15 protein-coding genes and 2 pseudogenes are annotated in these 17,029 nt (G+C 61.0%); 6 read left to right on the forward strand and 11 right to left on the reverse strand.

The window, feature by feature from the left end:
- Positions 1-453: 453 nt before the first annotated feature.
- Positions 454-1,779: a tyrosine--tRNA ligase gene (gene tyrS, locus F8G81_RS09950; RefSeq protein WP_267278808.1), complete on the reverse strand. Its 1,326-nt coding sequence runs from the start codon at positions 1,777-1,779 to the stop codon at positions 454-456.
- A gap of 197 nt (positions 1,780-1,976) precedes the next feature.
- On the reverse strand, positions 1,977-2,717 hold the full coding sequence (locus F8G81_RS09955; protein WP_267278809.1) for an IclR family transcriptional regulator: 741 nt from the start codon (positions 2,715-2,717) through the stop codon (positions 1,977-1,979).
- A gap of 1,228 nt (positions 2,718-3,945) precedes the next feature.
- Between F8G81_RS09955 and F8G81_RS09960 the strand changes: the two genes are divergently transcribed.
- A complete protein-coding gene (locus F8G81_RS09960) occupies positions 3,946-4,287 on the forward strand; it encodes a DMT family transporter (RefSeq protein WP_267278810.1) in 342 nt (113 codons plus the stop codon).
- 591 nt (positions 4,288-4,878) lie between these two features.
- On the opposite strand, the pseudogene F8G81_RS09970 reads toward F8G81_RS09960, so the two are convergent.
- The 5 genes and pseudogenes from F8G81_RS09970 to F8G81_RS09990 all read right to left on the reverse strand — a co-directional run.
- Positions 4,879-5,045: pseudogene (locus tag F8G81_RS09970) on the reverse strand (recombinase family protein); the annotation flags it as partial.
- A gap of 171 nt (positions 5,046-5,216) precedes the next feature.
- A complete protein-coding gene (locus F8G81_RS09975; protein ID WP_267278812.1) occupies positions 5,217-5,405 on the reverse strand; it encodes a hypothetical protein in 189 nt (62 codons plus the stop codon).
- A 128-nt stretch (positions 5,406-5,533) separates the two neighbouring features.
- Positions 5,534-6,499, reverse strand: a complete 966-nt coding sequence (locus tag F8G81_RS09980) for an alpha/beta hydrolase (RefSeq protein ID WP_267278813.1) — start codon at positions 6,497-6,499, stop codon at positions 5,534-5,536.
- 301 nt (positions 6,500-6,800) lie between these two features.
- Positions 6,801-7,208, reverse strand: a complete 408-nt coding sequence (locus F8G81_RS09985) for a transposase (protein WP_267278814.1) — start codon at positions 7,206-7,208, stop codon at positions 6,801-6,803.
- 315 nt (positions 7,209-7,523) lie between these two features.
- Positions 7,524-7,859: a winged helix-turn-helix transcriptional regulator gene (locus F8G81_RS09990; RefSeq protein WP_267278815.1), complete on the reverse strand. Its 336-nt coding sequence runs from the start codon at positions 7,857-7,859 to the stop codon at positions 7,524-7,526.
- A gap of 64 nt (positions 7,860-7,923) precedes the next feature.
- Between F8G81_RS09990 and F8G81_RS09995 the strand changes: the two genes are divergently transcribed.
- The gene (locus tag F8G81_RS09995; RefSeq protein WP_267278816.1) at positions 7,924-8,766 is read left to right on the forward strand and encodes an SDR family oxidoreductase; all 843 of its coding nucleotides are present in this window, start codon (positions 7,924-7,926) and stop codon (positions 8,764-8,766) included.
- Between the two features lie 650 nt (positions 8,767-9,416).
- Here F8G81_RS09995 and F8G81_RS23585 read toward each other — a convergent pair.
- The 3 genes and pseudogenes from F8G81_RS23585 to F8G81_RS10010 all read right to left on the reverse strand — a co-directional run.
- Positions 9,417-9,542, reverse strand: a pseudogene (locus tag F8G81_RS23585) (enoyl-CoA hydratase/isomerase family protein); the annotation flags it as partial.
- A 460-nt stretch (positions 9,543-10,002) separates the two neighbouring features.
- Positions 10,003-11,175 (reverse strand): Glu/Leu/Phe/Val family dehydrogenase, encoded by a 1,173-nt coding sequence (locus F8G81_RS10005; protein ID WP_267278817.1) that lies wholly within the window; start codon positions 11,173-11,175, stop codon positions 10,003-10,005.
- Between the two features lie 156 nt (positions 11,176-11,331).
- The gene (locus tag F8G81_RS10010; protein ID WP_267278818.1) at positions 11,332-12,357 is read right to left on the reverse strand and encodes a LysR family transcriptional regulator; all 1,026 of its coding nucleotides are present in this window, start codon (positions 12,355-12,357) and stop codon (positions 11,332-11,334) included.
- Positions 12,358-12,620: 263 nt separating this feature from the next.
- On the opposite strand from F8G81_RS10010, the gene F8G81_RS10015 reads away from it, so the two are divergent.
- From F8G81_RS10015 to F8G81_RS10030, 4 genes are read left to right on the forward strand one after another with little or no spacing between them, the layout of a single operon-like run.
- Entirely contained in the window at positions 12,621-13,391 is a 771-nt protein-coding gene (locus F8G81_RS10015; protein ID WP_267278819.1) for an amino acid ABC transporter ATP-binding protein, read from the forward strand.
- Between the two features lie 6 nt (positions 13,392-13,397).
- Positions 13,398-14,036 carry an amino acid ABC transporter permease gene (locus tag F8G81_RS10020; RefSeq protein ID WP_267278820.1) on the forward strand — a complete coding sequence of 213 codons (639 nt, stop codon included), beginning with the start codon at positions 13,398-13,400 and terminating at the stop codon, positions 14,034-14,036.
- Complete coding sequence (locus tag F8G81_RS10025) at positions 14,033-14,686, forward strand: amino acid ABC transporter permease (RefSeq protein ID WP_267278821.1); 654 nt, start codon at positions 14,033-14,035, stop codon at positions 14,684-14,686. The genes F8G81_RS10020 and F8G81_RS10025 overlap by 4 nt, the downstream gene beginning before the upstream one ends.
- Before the next feature lie 22 nt (positions 14,687-14,708).
- Complete coding sequence (locus F8G81_RS10030; protein ID WP_267278822.1) at positions 14,709-15,545, forward strand: substrate-binding periplasmic protein; 837 nt, start codon at positions 14,709-14,711, stop codon at positions 15,543-15,545.
- Between the two features lie 67 nt (positions 15,546-15,612).
- On the opposite strand, the gene F8G81_RS10035 is transcribed toward F8G81_RS10030, so the two are convergent.
- Complete coding sequence (locus F8G81_RS10035; protein WP_267278823.1) at positions 15,613-16,962, reverse strand: FAD-binding oxidoreductase; 1,350 nt, start codon at positions 16,960-16,962, stop codon at positions 15,613-15,615.
- Positions 16,963-17,029: the final 67 nt, after the last annotated feature.

A 17,029-nucleotide genomic window follows, 5' to 3' on the forward strand; every position in this document is an offset into this window, starting at 1 on the left:
GGCCTCCAGCAGCGAGGTAGGTTCCGCCACCCGGGCGACCACTAGTTCCCGGCACACCCGTCACCGAGCCCGTCGAACCCCAACGCGGTGAGGCCCGGCAACTGCGTGAAATCCGTGAGCCGCGCTCCACCCGCTGAAACGATATGCTCCGCAATTTGCTGATGGCGGTTCACATACTCTGCGAGCCGCACTGCCGTCGCCCGGGAAGCTGTCCGCATCTGCCTGATAGACGTCGCATCAGCGACGTTAGGCCAAACCCTTTCTGCGTGAAAGTCTCTACTCAGAGAACATCTTCCAAGGCACCGCGACGCATTTAGAGAGTAACGTGACGTGACCCAAGTCAGGGCTGTCGCCCGTAAAGCATCTGGTTCGCGCTGTATGCTCCGAGGCGCCGCGAGGCCCGTGGAATGCACCCCAGATCCAGCCGGAAAAGGTAGTGGGTTTCCGGTCCAGTCAGTTCCTTCGGCCCGACGAACGCACAGAGACGGTGGCCAGGTTCTTTTTGCCCCTGCGCAGGAGCAGGTACTGGCCATGCAGGAGTTCGGACTCGGATATCACTGCTTCGGGGTCGAGCACCTTCTCGTTATTCACGTACGCACCGCCCTCGCCAACGGTGCGGCGGGCAGCAGACTTGCTGCCCGAGAGCCCGGAGGCAACCAGCAGGTCAACGATTCCCAGCGCGTCCACCTGCACAGTGGTGGAGGGGAGTTCTGAAGTGGCCGCCTGGAGTGTCCGCTTGTCCAGTGCGGACAGGTCACCGTTCCCAAACAGCGCAGCTGAGGCGGCGATGACCTTTTCGGTGGCCTCGACACCATGGACAAGGGCCGTGACTTCGAAGGCAAGCTTCCGCTGGCCTACACGCGCAAAGGGGCGTTCGGCCACAGAAGCCGCAATGCCTTCGATCTCGGCGCGGGTCAGGAAGGTGAACACCTTGAGCCGGTCCACAACGTCAGCATCTGCGGTGTTGAGCCAGAACTGGTAGAAGGCGTACGGGCTGCACATGCCGGCGTCGAGCCAGATGGCGTTACCCTCACTCTTACCGAACTTGGTGCCGTCCGAGTTGGTGATCAAAGGCGTCCCCAGGGCGTGGACGGTCTTGCCCTCCACCTTGCGGATCAGCTCGGTGCCGCTGGTGAGGTTGCCCCACTGGTCCGAACCGCCAGTCTGCAGTATGCAGCCGTGGTCCCGGAAGAGCTGCAGGTAGTCCATGCCCTGCAGGATCTGGTAGCTGAACTCGGTGTAGCTGATGCCTTCGTCGGAGTTCAGCCGCGAAGCCACGGCATCCTTGCGCAGCATGGTGCCTACACGGAAGTGCTTGCCCACTTCACGCAGGAAGTCGATGGCGCTCAGCGGCGCGGTCCACTCCAGGTTATTGACCATGCGGGCCGCATTGGCGCCCTCGAAGCTGAGGAACCGGCTCACCTGGGCTTGAAGGTAGCCCACCCATTCGGCCACCGTGTCCTTGGTGTTCAGCGTGCGCTCGGCGGTGGGGCGGGGATCGCCGATCAGGCCGGTGGAACCGCCTACGAGCCCGAGGGGCTTGTGCCCGGCCAGCTGCAGCCGCCGCATCACGAGCAGCTGGACCAGGTTGCCTAGGTGGAGGCTCGGCGCGGTGGGATCGAAGCCGCAATAGTACGTGACCGATGCACCGGCGAGGAGCTTTTCCAGCTCTGCTTCGTCAGTGGCGACGTGGACCAGGCCACGCCACTTCAGTTCCTGCCAGATATTGGCAAAAGTGGGGTCGTTCTGCTGCGATTCGAGGCTGATGATCTCCGGCACGAAGTCACTTCCTAAGGTCAAGGCAAGAGTCGAAGTTAGGGACAAGCGAGCCCAGGTCGGCCCCCTGCATGGTGATGGTACTGCCTGTTGCCATGACTGGATCTCTTTTCGTCGCACGCCGGGATGTTCGAGCTTGGGTCCCAGTATGAGCTTCCCTGCCTTGATACAGTGCGAATCATTCCGTTGGGCGGAAGCCTTCACAAGACTCCGAGATCCCGGGCGATTCCTCGAGCGGCTGTCTGCATGGCAGGGACCAGTGCCTGGAGACGCAATTCCCGCAGAGGAACCACGACGCCGAGCGAAGCCACCGCGAAATGCTTGCGATCGATGATGGGCACCGCGATACCCCAAGTATCGGCGTCCACCGCCCCAGCCAACTGTGCGAATCCTTGCTGCCTCGTTTCGCTGAGTATCGCCCGCAAACAGCCAATGCTGACCCTGCCGTCAGCGTCATGAAAGTCGTCAAGGTATTCGGCTTGGACTGCTCTGTCCTGGTTCGCCATGAGTGCCAGCCCGGCAGACGATATATGCACCGGCATCCTCCCAGTCACCTGCGCTCGGTTAGTTGCGGATCCCGGCCTGGACAGGCGCTCGACGAAGAGAGTTTCCCAGCGATCCAGAATTGCCAGATTAACGTTCTGGTTCAGGACCTGCTGGATGTCCTGCATGAATGGCATGGCCGCTTGCCGCAGCGCCAGCGTAGGAGATGTACGGTTGGCCAGCTCCCAGAGCCTGATCCCCGGGCGAACCATTCCCCCCGGGCCCGCCTCTAAGAGCCCGTGGCCGGCAAGTTGTCCGACCAATCGGTGCGTCGAGGTCAGCGGCAGAGCCGCCCGGCTTGCTAAGTCCGAAAGGGACAGGGCGCCGTCCTTTGGAAAAGCACTGATCAACCGGACAATCCTGTCCACCACCGAGTCGCCCGAAGCTGAGTTTGCCAAGGCTGCGCCTTTCGCTTAGTTATCCGATGTAGCTTCTCTGGTCTTCATGAACAGGGTGAAACCCTTCCACGAATCAAATGTCAGGCGAAGGCAGTTGCCCGGCCTAAAAGGACTGACGCCTACATGAAAAGCATCAGGAGCTACCGCAGTATGAGGCGACAACCATTAACTACTATGATTCTAAGGTGAAATTGCTTGCAAAAGCAGTGGCTAGGTGATAGCGAAAGGCGATCGGCCGATCGCGAGTCCAGTGTTGCAGCGTTTACCTATTCGTCCGAGAATGAGATTAGCAATCAGCAGACTGAATCCATAATTCCTCCTCTTCATTTATTCCGTATTGGCGGGCGAGGGATTAGGCGCTAAATACCAATTACGACAAAGGAAGTGCAGCGCACATGACCCATCAGCCAAAGTATCCTGCTGCCGTAACTCGTCACGTTCTTACCGGCCAACACGCCCCGGCCAGCGGCTGGTGGAGTCCGGAAACGGAACCAGAGCCATTCCGCTACCTTCAGCGGGGAGAAATAATGCCCGCATTAGATGGGGATCAGACAATGTGGAAGCTGGTGCTGGAGCTTGAACCATTACAACGTATCCGATCCAGTACCTACGGCCCTCGGCCAGCAAAATCCCTATCGGTCTAAGACACTTAAGAAGCGATTACGATGAAAAGCAGACTCCTTGTGCAGGCAAGGAAAGGAAATATGCCGGCAGAAACATCTTGGGGCGGCAGCAGCGGTTTGAGACAAGATACGTCCACACTGACACCCCTACTCTGTGAGACCACGTCGGCCGGCAGCCAATTCGCCAACGAAAGCCGGAATTCAGTGCCCCGGTCCGGGTCCGTGAATAAGCCGAATGACAGCGATCTGGATGATCTTTGGTGACGTCAAATGTTTGAGGGTACGGCTCGGTGTATCGCCGGGTGGCTGTTGAAAAAAGGCATATGCTTGGCTTGCTCAGCATCTGGTTGTCTAATCGACACTCACTAGTGCAACCAGAAACCAGGATCTAGGTCACAGCCGGTAGGGACAATGAGCGATCCGAGAGCACCCGATCTATGTGCCAGTGAATCCAGCGGGCAATAGGGGTAAGCCCGGCGAGCTCTGGCCAAGAGGGATCTCGGCAGTAGCCAGCGCGGCGCGCTTGGCACCGGTTAGGCCGCGTTGCCCGCTGCTCCATTGGCACCAGGGTCACCCACTTCAACGACTTGACCAGGACTGAATGTATGAAATGGATATTTTTGGCCAGCGCGATCATTTGTGAAGTGGCAGCGTCCCTCTCCCTAAAGGCTGCCCTGAATGATCCGGCTTTCCTGGTCATCGTAGCTGCCGGATGCATCGCCTCTTGCGCCTTCCTTGCTGGGGTCCTCCGGACCGGCTTGGCCTTCGGAGTTGCCTACGGTATCTGGGCCGCCCTGGGCGTAACCTTCACTGTACTGCTGGCGGCAGCCATCTTCCGCGAACCACTGACGCCGACGATGCTCATAGGGGTCAGCCTGGTCATCGGCGGCGTCCTCTGCGTCGAACTCGGTTCCCACGAACAACCCCAAAAACAGGCGGCGGCATGATGTGGTTCGAGGTGAGCGCCACTCTATGCCTCCGCATCGCTTCCCAGGGGAGAAGCATCTGGTACATCCTGGTTGGCATCGGATAACTGCTGGCTTTCACCCTCCTCAGCCTGGCGCTGGATCAGGGCATGAGCCTGGGAGTCGCCTACGATACCTGGGCTAGCGCCGGCGTCGCCCTTACCGCGGGGCCAGCCGCGTCATTTACAAAGAACATATGACCCCGTTATGATCGCCGGCCTTGCCCTCATCTTTTTTGGTGTCCTACTGATCGAATTTGGCGCCAACCATTAGCGAACCAACTGTGGTTCAGGAAAGCGGCGACGAAGGTCTTAGCGAGATGGATACACAGGGGGAGTACGCGAGTCGTCAGTCTCTCGGCTACGGCAGCAGGCGGAGCAGAGCTTTGTTGTGTGTTTCTCAGCGCCTGCTATCTTTCACCGTCAGAAGGCTGACAGCACACGGGTGCACCGCTTTCGTCGAGGGTACCCAGTCCGAGTGACCCTGGTTGATCCGAACCTGAACCGGACCTCCTTGTCCCGCGCCACCATAGCGGTCGACTCGGCTTACCGATGGGGAATGAACCGTTCTTTACTGGGCCTGGCGCTCCCTGATGAGGGAACGTTCGGATTCGGCGAAGGCTCCCACGACGGAGAGCATGAGCTCGGCTATAGGGGAGTCCTCGCCGGTGATGACCAGGGTCTCCTTGATGAACTCCACCCGACGCCTTTACCTCTGAGATCCTGGACGAGGGCACGCATCCAGCCGGGGACAGTCCGGGCCGGAACTGACCGAGCTGTTGCGGTCGCCCGCGACGGGACACCGTCGTGGTTCACAACATAATCCGGTCCGCCCGCAACTCGATGACCTAGCTTTGTCCATGAACAGGCGGTCCGGCACCTGCCGAATCTCAATACGCTAAATCCCGCGGCTCAGCCGTTGTACTTCGTGTTTTCCAGATGCTTCGGTTCCAGGGCAGCGAGAAGCTCATCTACCGGGATGTTGATGACCTGGGCAACGGAGTGAAGGATGGTGAAGTGTTGCCGTGCCGAGGCGATGGCCAGTTCTGTTGCGGTGTCAGGACCATTGCATTTCACCAGCTCTGCAACGAGTCCTGTCATGCGGCAGGTGAGGTGTCCTGGTCCTTCTGCTTCTTCGGCCGCTATGCGCCTCACCCTGCCCAACAGTGGTTAACAGAGGTTCTGCTGTTTAGTCGGTGAGGTAACTGCCATTGCATTTGTCAGCCGCGTCAGTTGCCCACGATCCGCCGAAGCCACTTTCCCCGCGCCTCACTGGCTTGGATGGAAATGGCTGCCTGGGGCGCAACTACTTCAAAGGCGTGGCAGCCACCTGGCCAGACGTGGAGTTCGGCGACGCCTCCTGCTGCCCATATGCCCGACGCGTAGGCCACCACCTCGTCCCGGAACACTTCTGCTGACCCTGCGTCAAGGAACGCCGGTGGGAGGTTGGACAAGTCAGTTGCTCTAGCGGGTGCCGCATAGATGGAAACCTCCGGGCCCTTGCGGCGATCCCCGAGCAAGGCGTCCCAGCCGGTGTCGTTGCTGGTGCGGTCCCATGCTCCGATTCCATCGATCTGGTAACTGGAAATTGTTTCGTTGCGGTCATCCAGCATGGGGCACATCAGCAATTGGCCGGCCAGCGCGGGACCGCCCCTGTGCCTGGACAAAAGAGCGACTCCCGCTGCGAGTCCACCACCCGCACTTGCCCCCATGATTACCAGGCGATCCGGGTTGAAACCCAGTTCCTCGGCATGCGCTGCCGTCCAGACAAGTCCGGCGTAGCAATCCTCCACTGGTGCAGGGTCGGGGTTTTCCGGCGCCAGCCGATATTCCACAGACACCCCGACGGCGTCCAGTGCTTCCACATGCTCGATAAGCATTTCAGCGCCTGTGAAGCGGTCTCCGATGATCATGCCGCCACCATGTGTGTGATAGATCCCCGGGCCACCGGGAACGTGGTCGGTCCTGGAGAAGATGGACACGACGACGTCGGGGCCACCTTCGGGCCCGGGAATGGTGCGTTCAACATGTGTGACGGGCCGACCAGCGAGCATGGCTTCAACTGGCCGGGAAACTATTGAAGCGCGCATGCCCTCAATCATGTCCGGAGTCCATGCCGGATTCAGCAGGTCACCAAAAGCGGCGAGTACACTACCGACCTCAAGGTCAAAAGGCGGGGCTTTAGGGCTGGCCATCATCGGTCTCCTGGGTTGCGGGTCAACGATTTGTGACTGGTTTGAGCCTAGGCATTTCCTTGAGCAATTCGAACCGCCAGCCAGACGCAAAGGACTTCAGAGAAACCGCCATCTGGCGGGTTATCCATCACGGCTTGAGCCTGTTCCAGATCCTTGCTGGTCCGACATCAGACCGCCAGATGAATTGAGAACGATCGTGACCGGCAATTTGTGGGCGCCCACACGGCACCGATCAACTTGCCTGCTTGGTACGACGTCGCTTTGCCCGTATCCCGTGGCGCCCCGGCCAGTGACTTTGTCGTCAGATCAGCATCTCGGCCGTTTGGTCGGTCAACCATTGTGAACTGTTGCGGGGCGCTGTTGGTTGAGCCAGGTTTCGTACCGGTGGAGGAGTTGGTCGTGGATTTCGCGGGCGACGTAGCGTTTGAGGCAGCGCATGATTTCCTTGGTGCTTTTGCCTTCCTGACGCCATCTGGCCAAAGAAGGCCCGGGTTCGGTTGTCGTAGCGCATCCGGACGAGCACGACGCGGTGGATGGCCTTGTTCGCCTTCCGGTCCCCGGCGCGGCTGTGCCGGTGCCTGGTTGTCTTGCCCGAGGAGGCGGGGATCGGGCCGACGCCGACGAGGACGGCGAACTTCGCCTCGGAGGTCACGCGTTCGGGGTTGTCTCCCGCTGTGACCAGTAACTGGCTGGCGACGTCGGTGCCCACGCCCTGAAGGTCGCGAAATTCGTAGGTGGCGGGTCGTCCGGGCCTGCGGACCCCCGCCTGCTGTGCTGGATCTGCCTGGTCCCTCAATTCAGTCCTGGTCGGCTTTGGATGGCCAATACCCATTCATGGCTTGGGGTCAAGAGCACGGCAGCAGCCAGCGTTAGGCTACTCGACCAAACTCAAGAGTTCAGCCGAAGCGTCTGCGCGGTGAATAATGGCGGCTGCGGTTGCCGTACGCCGCTAGGTCAGCATTCTCCTAGCTCAAGGTCTGGCTTTGTCTGGCGATTCCGTCCATGCCACAGGCGATGGCACGGCTCAATTATCAAACGTGCTGTCAGGTACGGAGAGCGCCCACTCGTTCATAGAGTTCAGCACCGGGCGAAGGCTTTGCCCCAGGGGAGTGAGCTCGTAGACGACGCGGGGAGGGATTTCTGAGTAGGCGGTGCGCGTCAGCAGCTCGTGTGCCTCGAATTTACGGAGCCGACTGGTGAGCGTGTGGGCGCTGATCCCGGGGAGACCATCGAGAAGTTCGTTGAAGCGACGTGGTCCCTTGAGGAGGTCTCGTACGATCAGGGTTGCCCACGGGCCATCGAGCAGACTGAGGAATCGGGCGATGCCGCAATCCCGTAGGGAGCAATGATCGAATCTCATGTTTTTATCCTAAAGCCATTAGGGCAGTTGATGTAACCGATGCATCATATGCAGTAATAGACGAATGACGTACATAGTTCACGGCGCCACTGGCGCCCAAGGTTCCCCTGTTCTTGCTGCCCTGAAGGCCCACGGTCACCCGGCCGTGGCTGCGGTTCGCGATGTTTCAACGATCGATGGCCCGGCTGTAGCCGTCGATTATTCCTCGGTACATTCCCTTGTCCAAGCGTATGAAGGTGCTGAGGGAGTCTTCGTCCATCTCCCGTTGGGTCGGCCGGAAGACCAGACAGCGTTTGCGGAAACCATCGGCGAAGCGGTGCGGCGGGCGCGGCCTGCCCGGGTGGTGTTCTCGACCAGTGGCTACTCGGTTGAACATAACAATGAAGGGTCAGACGGTCCCAGCACGATGCTTCGCGAACTCGAAGCCAGTGCAGTTTCGTATGCGGTAGTGGAGCCGCGCCTGTATTTGGAGAACCTGCTGATGCCGGCGATTCACGAACCTGCTTTGGCGGAGGGGGTGCTGCGGTATCCGCTGCGGGAGGACTATGCGACCTCCTGGAGTTCGCACCTGGATGTCGCCGATGTCGTGGTACACCTGCTGGTGAACCGTGACGTTACCGGTATCGTCTCTGTCGGCGCGCTGCCAGGACTTTTAGGCGCTGATCTTGCTGCCGGCTTCTCTAAGGGTTTCAAAAAGGAGATTGTCTTTGAGGCGTTGAGCCCGGAAGGCTTCGGTGAGCTCATCGTCCCCGTCTTCGGGGAAGCGGCGGCCGTACCAGTGGTTGAGTCATACAAGTACCGGCAGGGCCAGACTGACGAGCTCATACCTGAAGCCCGGTCTGCGCAGAAGCTTCTTGGTCTGGAACCCCGCAGCGTTGAGCTGTGGTTGCGAGACCTCCGACTCTAACGGACGTGCCGGCAGCTCTGCTGGTGAGATCCAGCAGCGCTGCGTGGCCACTTGAACGCCCGGCTTCCCGAAGAGTTCTTTCTTTGCTTCCTTACTTCGATCCGTGCCCGCAGGTCCCATGTGGTCCAGGACGATAGCGGTGGACGAAAAAGTGTCCGCCAGTGGGCAACTTCTCTGAGCTGATGGTGGAAGACCGCGGCTACAAAAGATAGGTCCCTCTTCGACAGCTCGGCAAAAACGAGCCGGAAGGATGTGTGCCACAGCAGGCGGCTGGAGAAGGATTAACACAATACCTCCGGCCCGAATCCGTGCCGAGTTCAAGAGCGGACTGCCGTACTCCGCGGAGCGGTTGGAGGCCGCGGCGAGGGACAGGTCCAAGAGCCCGGGGACGGCGCCTCCTGCGCTCAGACCCGCAGGTCCAACGATCGCCGCTGCCACCTTTGTTGAACCAAGCGTGATCCCCTATTCGGCTACATTGTTGGGGAATTCAACTTCACCGAGAGGCCGGAGGAGCTCGGGGCCGCTTTTGCATGCCTTTGCCAGAGTTTCAACACAGACGCTGGCCACAATCACGATCGGGAGTTCAGGATTCAGGCGGCGAGGAGGATCTTTTTGGCCACCGGTTCCCCGACGAACTCCTTCAGCCGTCATGTGGCACCGGCCGCGGCGAGGATGCCGAGGTTTGTCTCGGGGTTGCCCATCCACACGGCAGGAGTGCCGACGCTGAAGTCGGCCGCGTACGCCAATTCGGCGCCGTAGGCGAGCGCGTATGCATCACCACTTTATCGCCCGGATGTTCCGGACGACATGATCGGCGGCCCCGGCGGCCCGGCGGCCTGTCGTGACGTCGTGGAGGAGCGCCGTCAATGGCAGTGAGACCAGGCCCGACAGCGTGCGCGCCAGTGAATTGGCTGCCAAGCCAGCTGCCAGTTGAGCCCGCCCGCTTGACTACAGGCGAATACAGTTCCAGCTCAGTGCCGTGGATACGTACCGCTTTGGAGCACATCCCAGGTTCGTCAGGGCAGTTTCGTCTAACACGGCGAGCGGGCGCCGATCAACGCCCGCTGAAAGCGCGTCGAGACCTTGAATCACTGGAAGCCTGTGGGGGGCGTTTCCGGGCTGATGGTAAGCAGCTTCGTTCCGGTGTAATTCGGGTCGGCCGGATGCATCAGGAGGAGTTGCCCTCGCCGGGCAGTGAGTCATGAGGCGCACAAGGGTGTCGGCTGAGCCTTGACTTTAGATAAGGACATCGACTGTCTCGGTGACTGGTTTAGGGATCTGTCGACGAAGCTGCATTGCTTCAAGGACCCGCTTTTGGGCGATGGCATAGGCGGCCTCATGTGGCGTTAGGTAGTTACGGCTGCTCTCCTCCAGGACAGCTGTTGTGTTGGCCCTCAACTTTGTGGAGATCATCGTGAAGATCTCCGCTGGGTCTATCACGAACGGTGAGTATCTTGCAGCCATCGAGTGGGCTGCCGCCACGATGCCGCCGGCGTTGGCGATGAAGTCCGGAACGACGGTGATGCCGCGCTCGTGGAGAATGCGGCGGGAGCTTGGGGAGGTCGGGAGGTTGGCCCCTTCAATCACGAGTTTCACGTTTGTCGACGCTGCGATGACATCGTTGACGGTGTCCTCTCGGGCAGCGGGGATCAGGATGTCGGCGTCCACTGTCATTGCGGTGTCTGCTGGCTGCATTGATCCGTAGTGGCGCACGCAGGCGTCGCCAGCCTCGGCACGAAGGTTCGCCAGCCTGGCGACGTTTAGGCCGTTGGGGTCATGGACAGCACCCGCCGACGTCGATACCGCCACGATGGTGGCCCCCAGTTCCACGAGGCGCACTGCGGCAGCCTGCCCCACGGCTCCGAAACCCTGGATCGAAACACGCGATTCCTGGATGGAGATGTTCCGGTGTTGGGCCGCCGCTTCCGTGGCTTCCGCGACCCCGTATCCCGTGACCCCCAGCTGGTCGTAGGGGAGCCCGCCCAGCGCCCTGGGAAGTCCGGTCGATGCGCCGCGGTCCCCGAGTTCGTCGAGGAAGATGGCGGCGTCCTCCTCGGCCAGTCCCATGTCGAGCCCAAAAACATACTCGGACGGAACCTCGTTTGAGAGGGCACGGGCGAAGGCCCGCAGTATCGATTCCTTCTTTGGGTCGTTGGGATCGCCGAGGATACCAGCCTTGGCCCCGCCGTGAAAGAGATCAACAGCGGCCCATTTCCAGGTCATGGTCCTGGCGAGCCGCGCCACTTCCTGGACGGAGAGGCTGGGGCTCATCCTGGTTCCGCCCTTGCCGGTTCCGCGTGCGGTGTTGTCTAGGACGAGGACTCCGCGCATCCCCGTCTTCCGGTCTGACACCACAACAATCTTTTCCGGGCCCCATTCGTCGATCATTGAAAATACGCTGTCTGTCATTTTGATCTATCCCCTTGTCGTGAGCATTAGTAACTACTACTTAGCTTGAGGGGCGGATCCCGGGCTCCGCCAGAGCTGCAGTGCCACAGTTGGTGCAGGCGGCATAAGCAATCCTTGGCCTGGCCCAGCCAGAGAGGGGCTTAGTGTGACCCTGCCTTATCCCACATGGACGCCGGGAGTCACATCCGCGGAGGTCCGGGCTGCAGTCTGCAGGGCCAGGAGAGCACCCTCAACCGCGGGATTGACCGTGGTGTGCGGATAAAGGGCCAGGACATGCCGGCGGACGCGAAGGTCCAGGATCCGCGCAGTGGAGATGTCGCTACTGTATTTGTGGCCCAATGCCGGGATGAGGGCGATTCCAAGCCCGGAACGGACAAATCCCCTGATGACGTCGTAATCGTCACTTCGAAAATCAACATCAGGTTCAAAGCCGGCCGCGGCGCATGCCCTTCGCAGGGAACGTGCCCCTGATGTTCTCGCCCCGGATGAAACCCAGGTCTCATTTTTGAGGTCTGCGAGCGAGATTTCCATGCCTTCCAGCCGGTGACCTCCGGGAAGGAGCAAGATCAGTTCTTCGGTTAGAAGTGGCGTGGACTTCAAGGCCTTCGGCCAGGCGTGCGGAACAAGGTCGTAGTGGTACACCAGCGCGAGGTCCAGGTCCCGGTCGAGCAGCAGGGGGACGAGCTTGTCCGGTTCCCCTTCGTCGAGTTGTATGGTGACCTTCTGGTGTGCCTGGACAAAGTCTGAGAGCGCCAGCGGAAGGAGCTTCTGGCTCGCTGTTGGGAAGCTGCCCAGCCGAACGCGTCCGATGCTGCCTTCAGACATGGCGCGCACCTCGTCTTCGAATACTCCAAAGGCAGCGAGCGCTTCCTGCGCCTTTTCGGCGAGGAAACCCGCGGTCGGGGTGGGCCTGATCCCGTGGGCGTCCCTCTCGAAAAGAGTCATCTTTACTGCCCGTTCCAGACTGGCCATCTGTTGTGAAACGGCTGAGCCTGTGTAGCCAAGCCGGCGTGCGGCCTCGGCAAACGAACCGGTCCGGAGAACTACTACGAGGGTTCTCAAGTGCAGGGGATTGAGCATACGGCCAGCTAACCCCATGCCGGACACATCCGCAAAGACCGGGGCGGGATCAGCGACGAGCTTCCGGCACTTGAGTCGCCGGGCAACCCGTGTTTGCACCATGTGAGGCCACTTCCATTGGTTTCTGCGGCGGTGATGCTGGTCACAACTCCAGACCAAGTAATGCTTGCCCTAGGGCCACAATCGGTCATTCTGAATCGCTTCCTCGGGTCGGAAACGTCGGGCATAGTCAAGCAGACAGGTCGGGCATGACTCGGACACTGACCAACTAGAACGGGCTGCCCCAAGCCCGCCGAGGCCCCGATTTCCCCATCCATGTATCCCATGAGCCAGTCCATAGGAGCACAGCCAGAATGCCGCCACATATGCACGAAAAACCCTTGACCAAGCCCATGGCGATACAGCTCGAATCTGTTGCCAAGACGTACGGAGACCACACCGTCCTCAACAATGTTTCGCTGTCGGTACGCGAGGGGGAGGTCACCGCAATGATTGGTCCCAGTGGCGCCGGCAAAAGCACGCTGCTGCGCTGCATCAACCTACTGGAGCGGCCCGACACCGGATGCATCACGGTCGAAGGCAACCAGATCGACGCCAGCACCAACTTCACGGCGAAAGACCTGGCCGCGCTGCGGCGCAATGTCGGAATGGTGTTCCAGTCCTTCAACCTGTTCCCACATCTGAACGTGCTGCGCAACGTCAGCATCGCGCAGGAGCGCGTTCTGGGACGCTCCCGCAAGGACGCCGACCTCCGCTCCATGAAACTCCTGGAGCGCGTAGGCCTGGCGGACAAGGCTAAGCAGTACCCTGCCCGCTGTTCCGGCGGGCAGCAGCAGCGCATCGCCATTGCCCGGGCCTTGGCCCTGGACCCGAGGGTGATGCTCTTTGATGAGCCAACGTCTGCCCTGGACCCCGAGGTAGGTCTGGAAGTCCTGGCCGTCATGAAGGAACTGGCCGCCGAAGGAATGACCATGGTCGTGGTGACGCATGAGATGCAGTTCGCCCGGGACGTGTCTGATCACCTGGTGGTCATGGCAAACGGTTCAATCCTTGAAGAAGGGGACCCGGAACAGATTTTCACCAACCCGGTCCAGGCCCGGACGCGCGAGTTCCTCCGCGCCGTCCTGGAGCGCTGAGGCAACGTGGACATCTTCCTGACCATCCTGCAGGGCGTCCCGATGACAATCGGACTCACAGTCGCCGCGCTTGCCATCGGCGCCGTTGGCGGAATCCCACTGGCCTTGGGCCGGCGCTCCAACGTTCCGATCATCAGCCTCGCAGCTGTCTCCATAATTGAAATCCTGCGTGGCATCCCGCCCATCGTCTGGCTGTTCATCATCTACTTTGGCCTCGGCACCGCCCTGCCCATGCTCGACCCGATCACATCTGCCGTCGTCGGCCTTGGCTTGATTTCCTGTGCCTACATGGCGGAGATCTACCGTGGAGGCCTTTCGGCCATTACCCGCGGCCAATGGGAGGCCAGCGAAGCACTTGGCATGGGGCGGGGATCGGTGCTGACGTTCATCATCGGGCCTCAGGTCTTCCGCGTTTCCGTGCCCGCGGCAGCCAGCTACGCGATCGGGCTGCTCAAGGACTCCTCAGTGGCCTACACCATCGGTGTTTCCGAAATTGTGTACTTCGCCAACGATCAGTCGCGCCAGACCTCCGACGCCCTTGGACCGTTCTTCCTGGCGGCACTGGTGTACGTCATCATGACCATTCCCTGTGCCTGGGCGACCCGTGCCCTTGATGCCCGACTCCGGATGCGAGTAGCCCGATGAATTTTCTTAGCGACTGGCCAACTTTCCTGCCGGGCCTCCTTGCTGGCCTTGGCGTCAGTGTCCAGGTTGCCCTGCTCAGCCTTGTCATTGGTATTCCCGGTGGCCTGCTGCTGGCCATAGGAGCCAGCAGCAGGAAAAAGGCTGTCCGGCTCCTGATCATTGGCGTCGTCGAGATCGGCCGTGGAACCCCCGCCCTGGTGGTGCTGCAGATTTTCTACTTCGGACTTCCCGCCAGCGGGCTCACGCTGTCGTCCATGGCGGCGAGTGTTGTTGCACTCGCTGCTACGACGGCGGCATACACGAGTGAGATCCTGCGCGGCGGACTCCAGGCCGTCCCCCAGGGCGAGGTCGAGGCCGCCGGGGCACTTGGGATGAGCCGTCGTGACACCCTGCGGTTCATTGTCGTTCCCCAGGGCTTGAGGATCGCGATTCCGTCCCTCATCGGCTTTGCCATCCTGATATTCCAGGCCACTTCCCTCGCCTACACCGTGGCCCTGCCGGAATTGCTGAGCCAAGCGTACTCGATCGGCTCCTCGACCTTCAACTACCTCAGCGTGTTGGTTCTGGCAGGCCTGATGTACGCGGCCATCACCATCCCGGCGAGCTGGCTCACCTCCCGGGCCGAAAAGCGCCTTGCCCGACACCTCTAAGTCCCCACCCCAAGGAGAAACCATGAAAAACCAGAAGACCACAGTCATTGCAGCCCTCGCCTTCGCTGCCACCGCCCTCTCGGGCTGCGGCGGAACGGCAAGCAGCGCCCCGAGTGCCGACTGCAAGCCTGCGCACGAGTTCCCGACCGTCGCGGAGGGAAAGCTGTCGGTCGTGCTGTACGACCTCCCCCCGTTCTCAAAGCTCGAGGGCAACAAAGTGGCCGGTGTCGACGGCGACATCATTAACGCCATCGCCGAAATGGAATGCCTGTCAGTATCAGCAAAGTCGGTTGCGACAGCCGCGAACATCCCCACGGTGCAGGCAGGCCGCGCCGACCTGTCTATTGCGGCTTGGTACCGCACTGCCTCCCGTGCTGAAATAGTGGGCCTTACCGACCCCATCTACACAGACCAGATGGCCATCATCTCCAAAGACGGCCTGGACGACGCCGAGCAGCTTAAGGGCAAAACCGTTGGCACCGTCGACGGCTACCTGTGGGTTGATGACATGAAGAAGCTGCTCGGCGATTCCCTGAAGGTGTACCCGACCACGCTGAATATGAACCAGGACCTTGAGGCCGGCCGCATCGACATTGGCATCGACAGCTACGGCTCAGCCCAGTTCAACAAAAAGAGTGACTTCCAGGTCTCCGTGATCAAACCCCACGAAGCTGTCGCAGCGTCCAAAGAAGCGGCACAGATTGCCATCCCCGTGCCCAAACAGAACGCCGAACTGCTCGCGGCGTTGAACGCTGATCTGAAGACCCTCCGGGAAAGTGGCAAGCTCGAGGAGATTCTGAAGGCCAACGGCCTGGATTCATCAGCAGCCGACACAGGCGAAGCACGCCTCATCAGCTAGGCCCATAACGGCACGACAAAGCGGCGGTCCCCCGAGGGGCCGCCGCTTTGGTGTTCGCGCCGTCGTACTACACGCCACGTCCCGGGGTGAGAATCCCCTGGGGGTCGAAAGCGCTCCTGATCCGTTGGTGCGCTGCGCGGGTGGCAGGATCGAGCTGTTTGGAGAGGGACCCGAATTTCAGTGATCCCACGCCGTGTTCCCCGCTGATTGTCCCGCCCAGGCGCAGAGCGTGGTCGGTGATGAGGTCCAGGATCCGTTCTGCTTCCGCATAGGCTTCGGCTGATTCATCCTCGATGACCACGGATGGGTGGAGATTGCCGTCACCGGCATGCGCAAATGTTGGTATTGCCACGTTCTCATCGGCGCTGATCTTCTCCAGTCCTTCGAACATCTCCGCCAGTCGGGCGATCGGCACAGCGACATCGCAGGACGCGCGCAGGCCCCTGGCATCCAGTGCCTTGCCGGAGACACGGCGGGCCTCCAGGAGTACGTCGCCGTCGGCCTGTTCCACGTTGCTGGCTCCCGCCTCCTGGCAGAGCCGTGACGCCAGCGCCGCATCGGCCCCGGAGGTCAGCGATATGAACTGACCCACCAGGATCGCAGCGCCATCTGTCGACAGCCCGGTGGGGTGGAACTGTTCGACGATCTCCACGCTGGCCCGGTCCATCAATTCCAGGACATCCGGGACCACCGGGCTGTTCATGATGGCGGTCACTGCCCTGCCCGCGCTGGCGACCGAAGGAAATGTCGCGCGAAATGTGACGGCTCTGCCAGCGGGGCGGGGCTTCAGCCTGAGGGTCGCACCGGTGACGATGCCGAGGGTGCCTTCGGAACCCACAAACAGGCTGGTGAGGTCATAGCCCACGACATTTTTGCGTGTTTTCGAGCCGGTGCGGATGATCTCGCCGTCGGCCAGAACCACCTCCAGGCCGGCCACGCTGTCTGTGGTGACACCGTACTTTACGCAGCGCAGTCCGCCCGCGTTGGTGGCAATGTTGCCGCCGATCGTCGACTGGCGGTAGCTGGCAGGATCAGGGGCATACATCAGGCCGTATTCAGCGGCGGCGGCGTCCACGTCAGCGGTGATGACGCCGGCCTGGACTTCTGCGAGCCTGTTGCCGGGATCGATGCTGACGATGGAGTCCATTTCGGCGAGCGAAATGACCAGGCCGCCCGGATAAGCCACGGCGCCGCCGGCGAGGCCCGTCCCGGCACCGCGGACGGACACGGGGACGTTGTTCCGCGCGGCCCAGCGGAGCCCGGCTGCCACATCTTCGGCCGTCCGCGCAGCCAGGACGGCCAAAGGCAATCCTTGCGGTATGGCTCGGGAGGCGTCGGAACTGTAGCGGACCAGTTCGTCCGGGTCGGTCAGAATCCGGCCTTGGAGCCCTTCTGTCAGTTCCTGGGTTGTCTTCATGGATGGTCTTCCTCTGGTTGGTGGGCGGTGCCCATGGAATCTTGGGGAAAGAAAGATGCGGCGGCCA

Source organism: Arthrobacter sp. CDRTa11, from assembly GCF_026427775.1.
GTDB lineage: Bacteria > Actinomycetota > Actinomycetes > Actinomycetales > Micrococcaceae > Arthrobacter.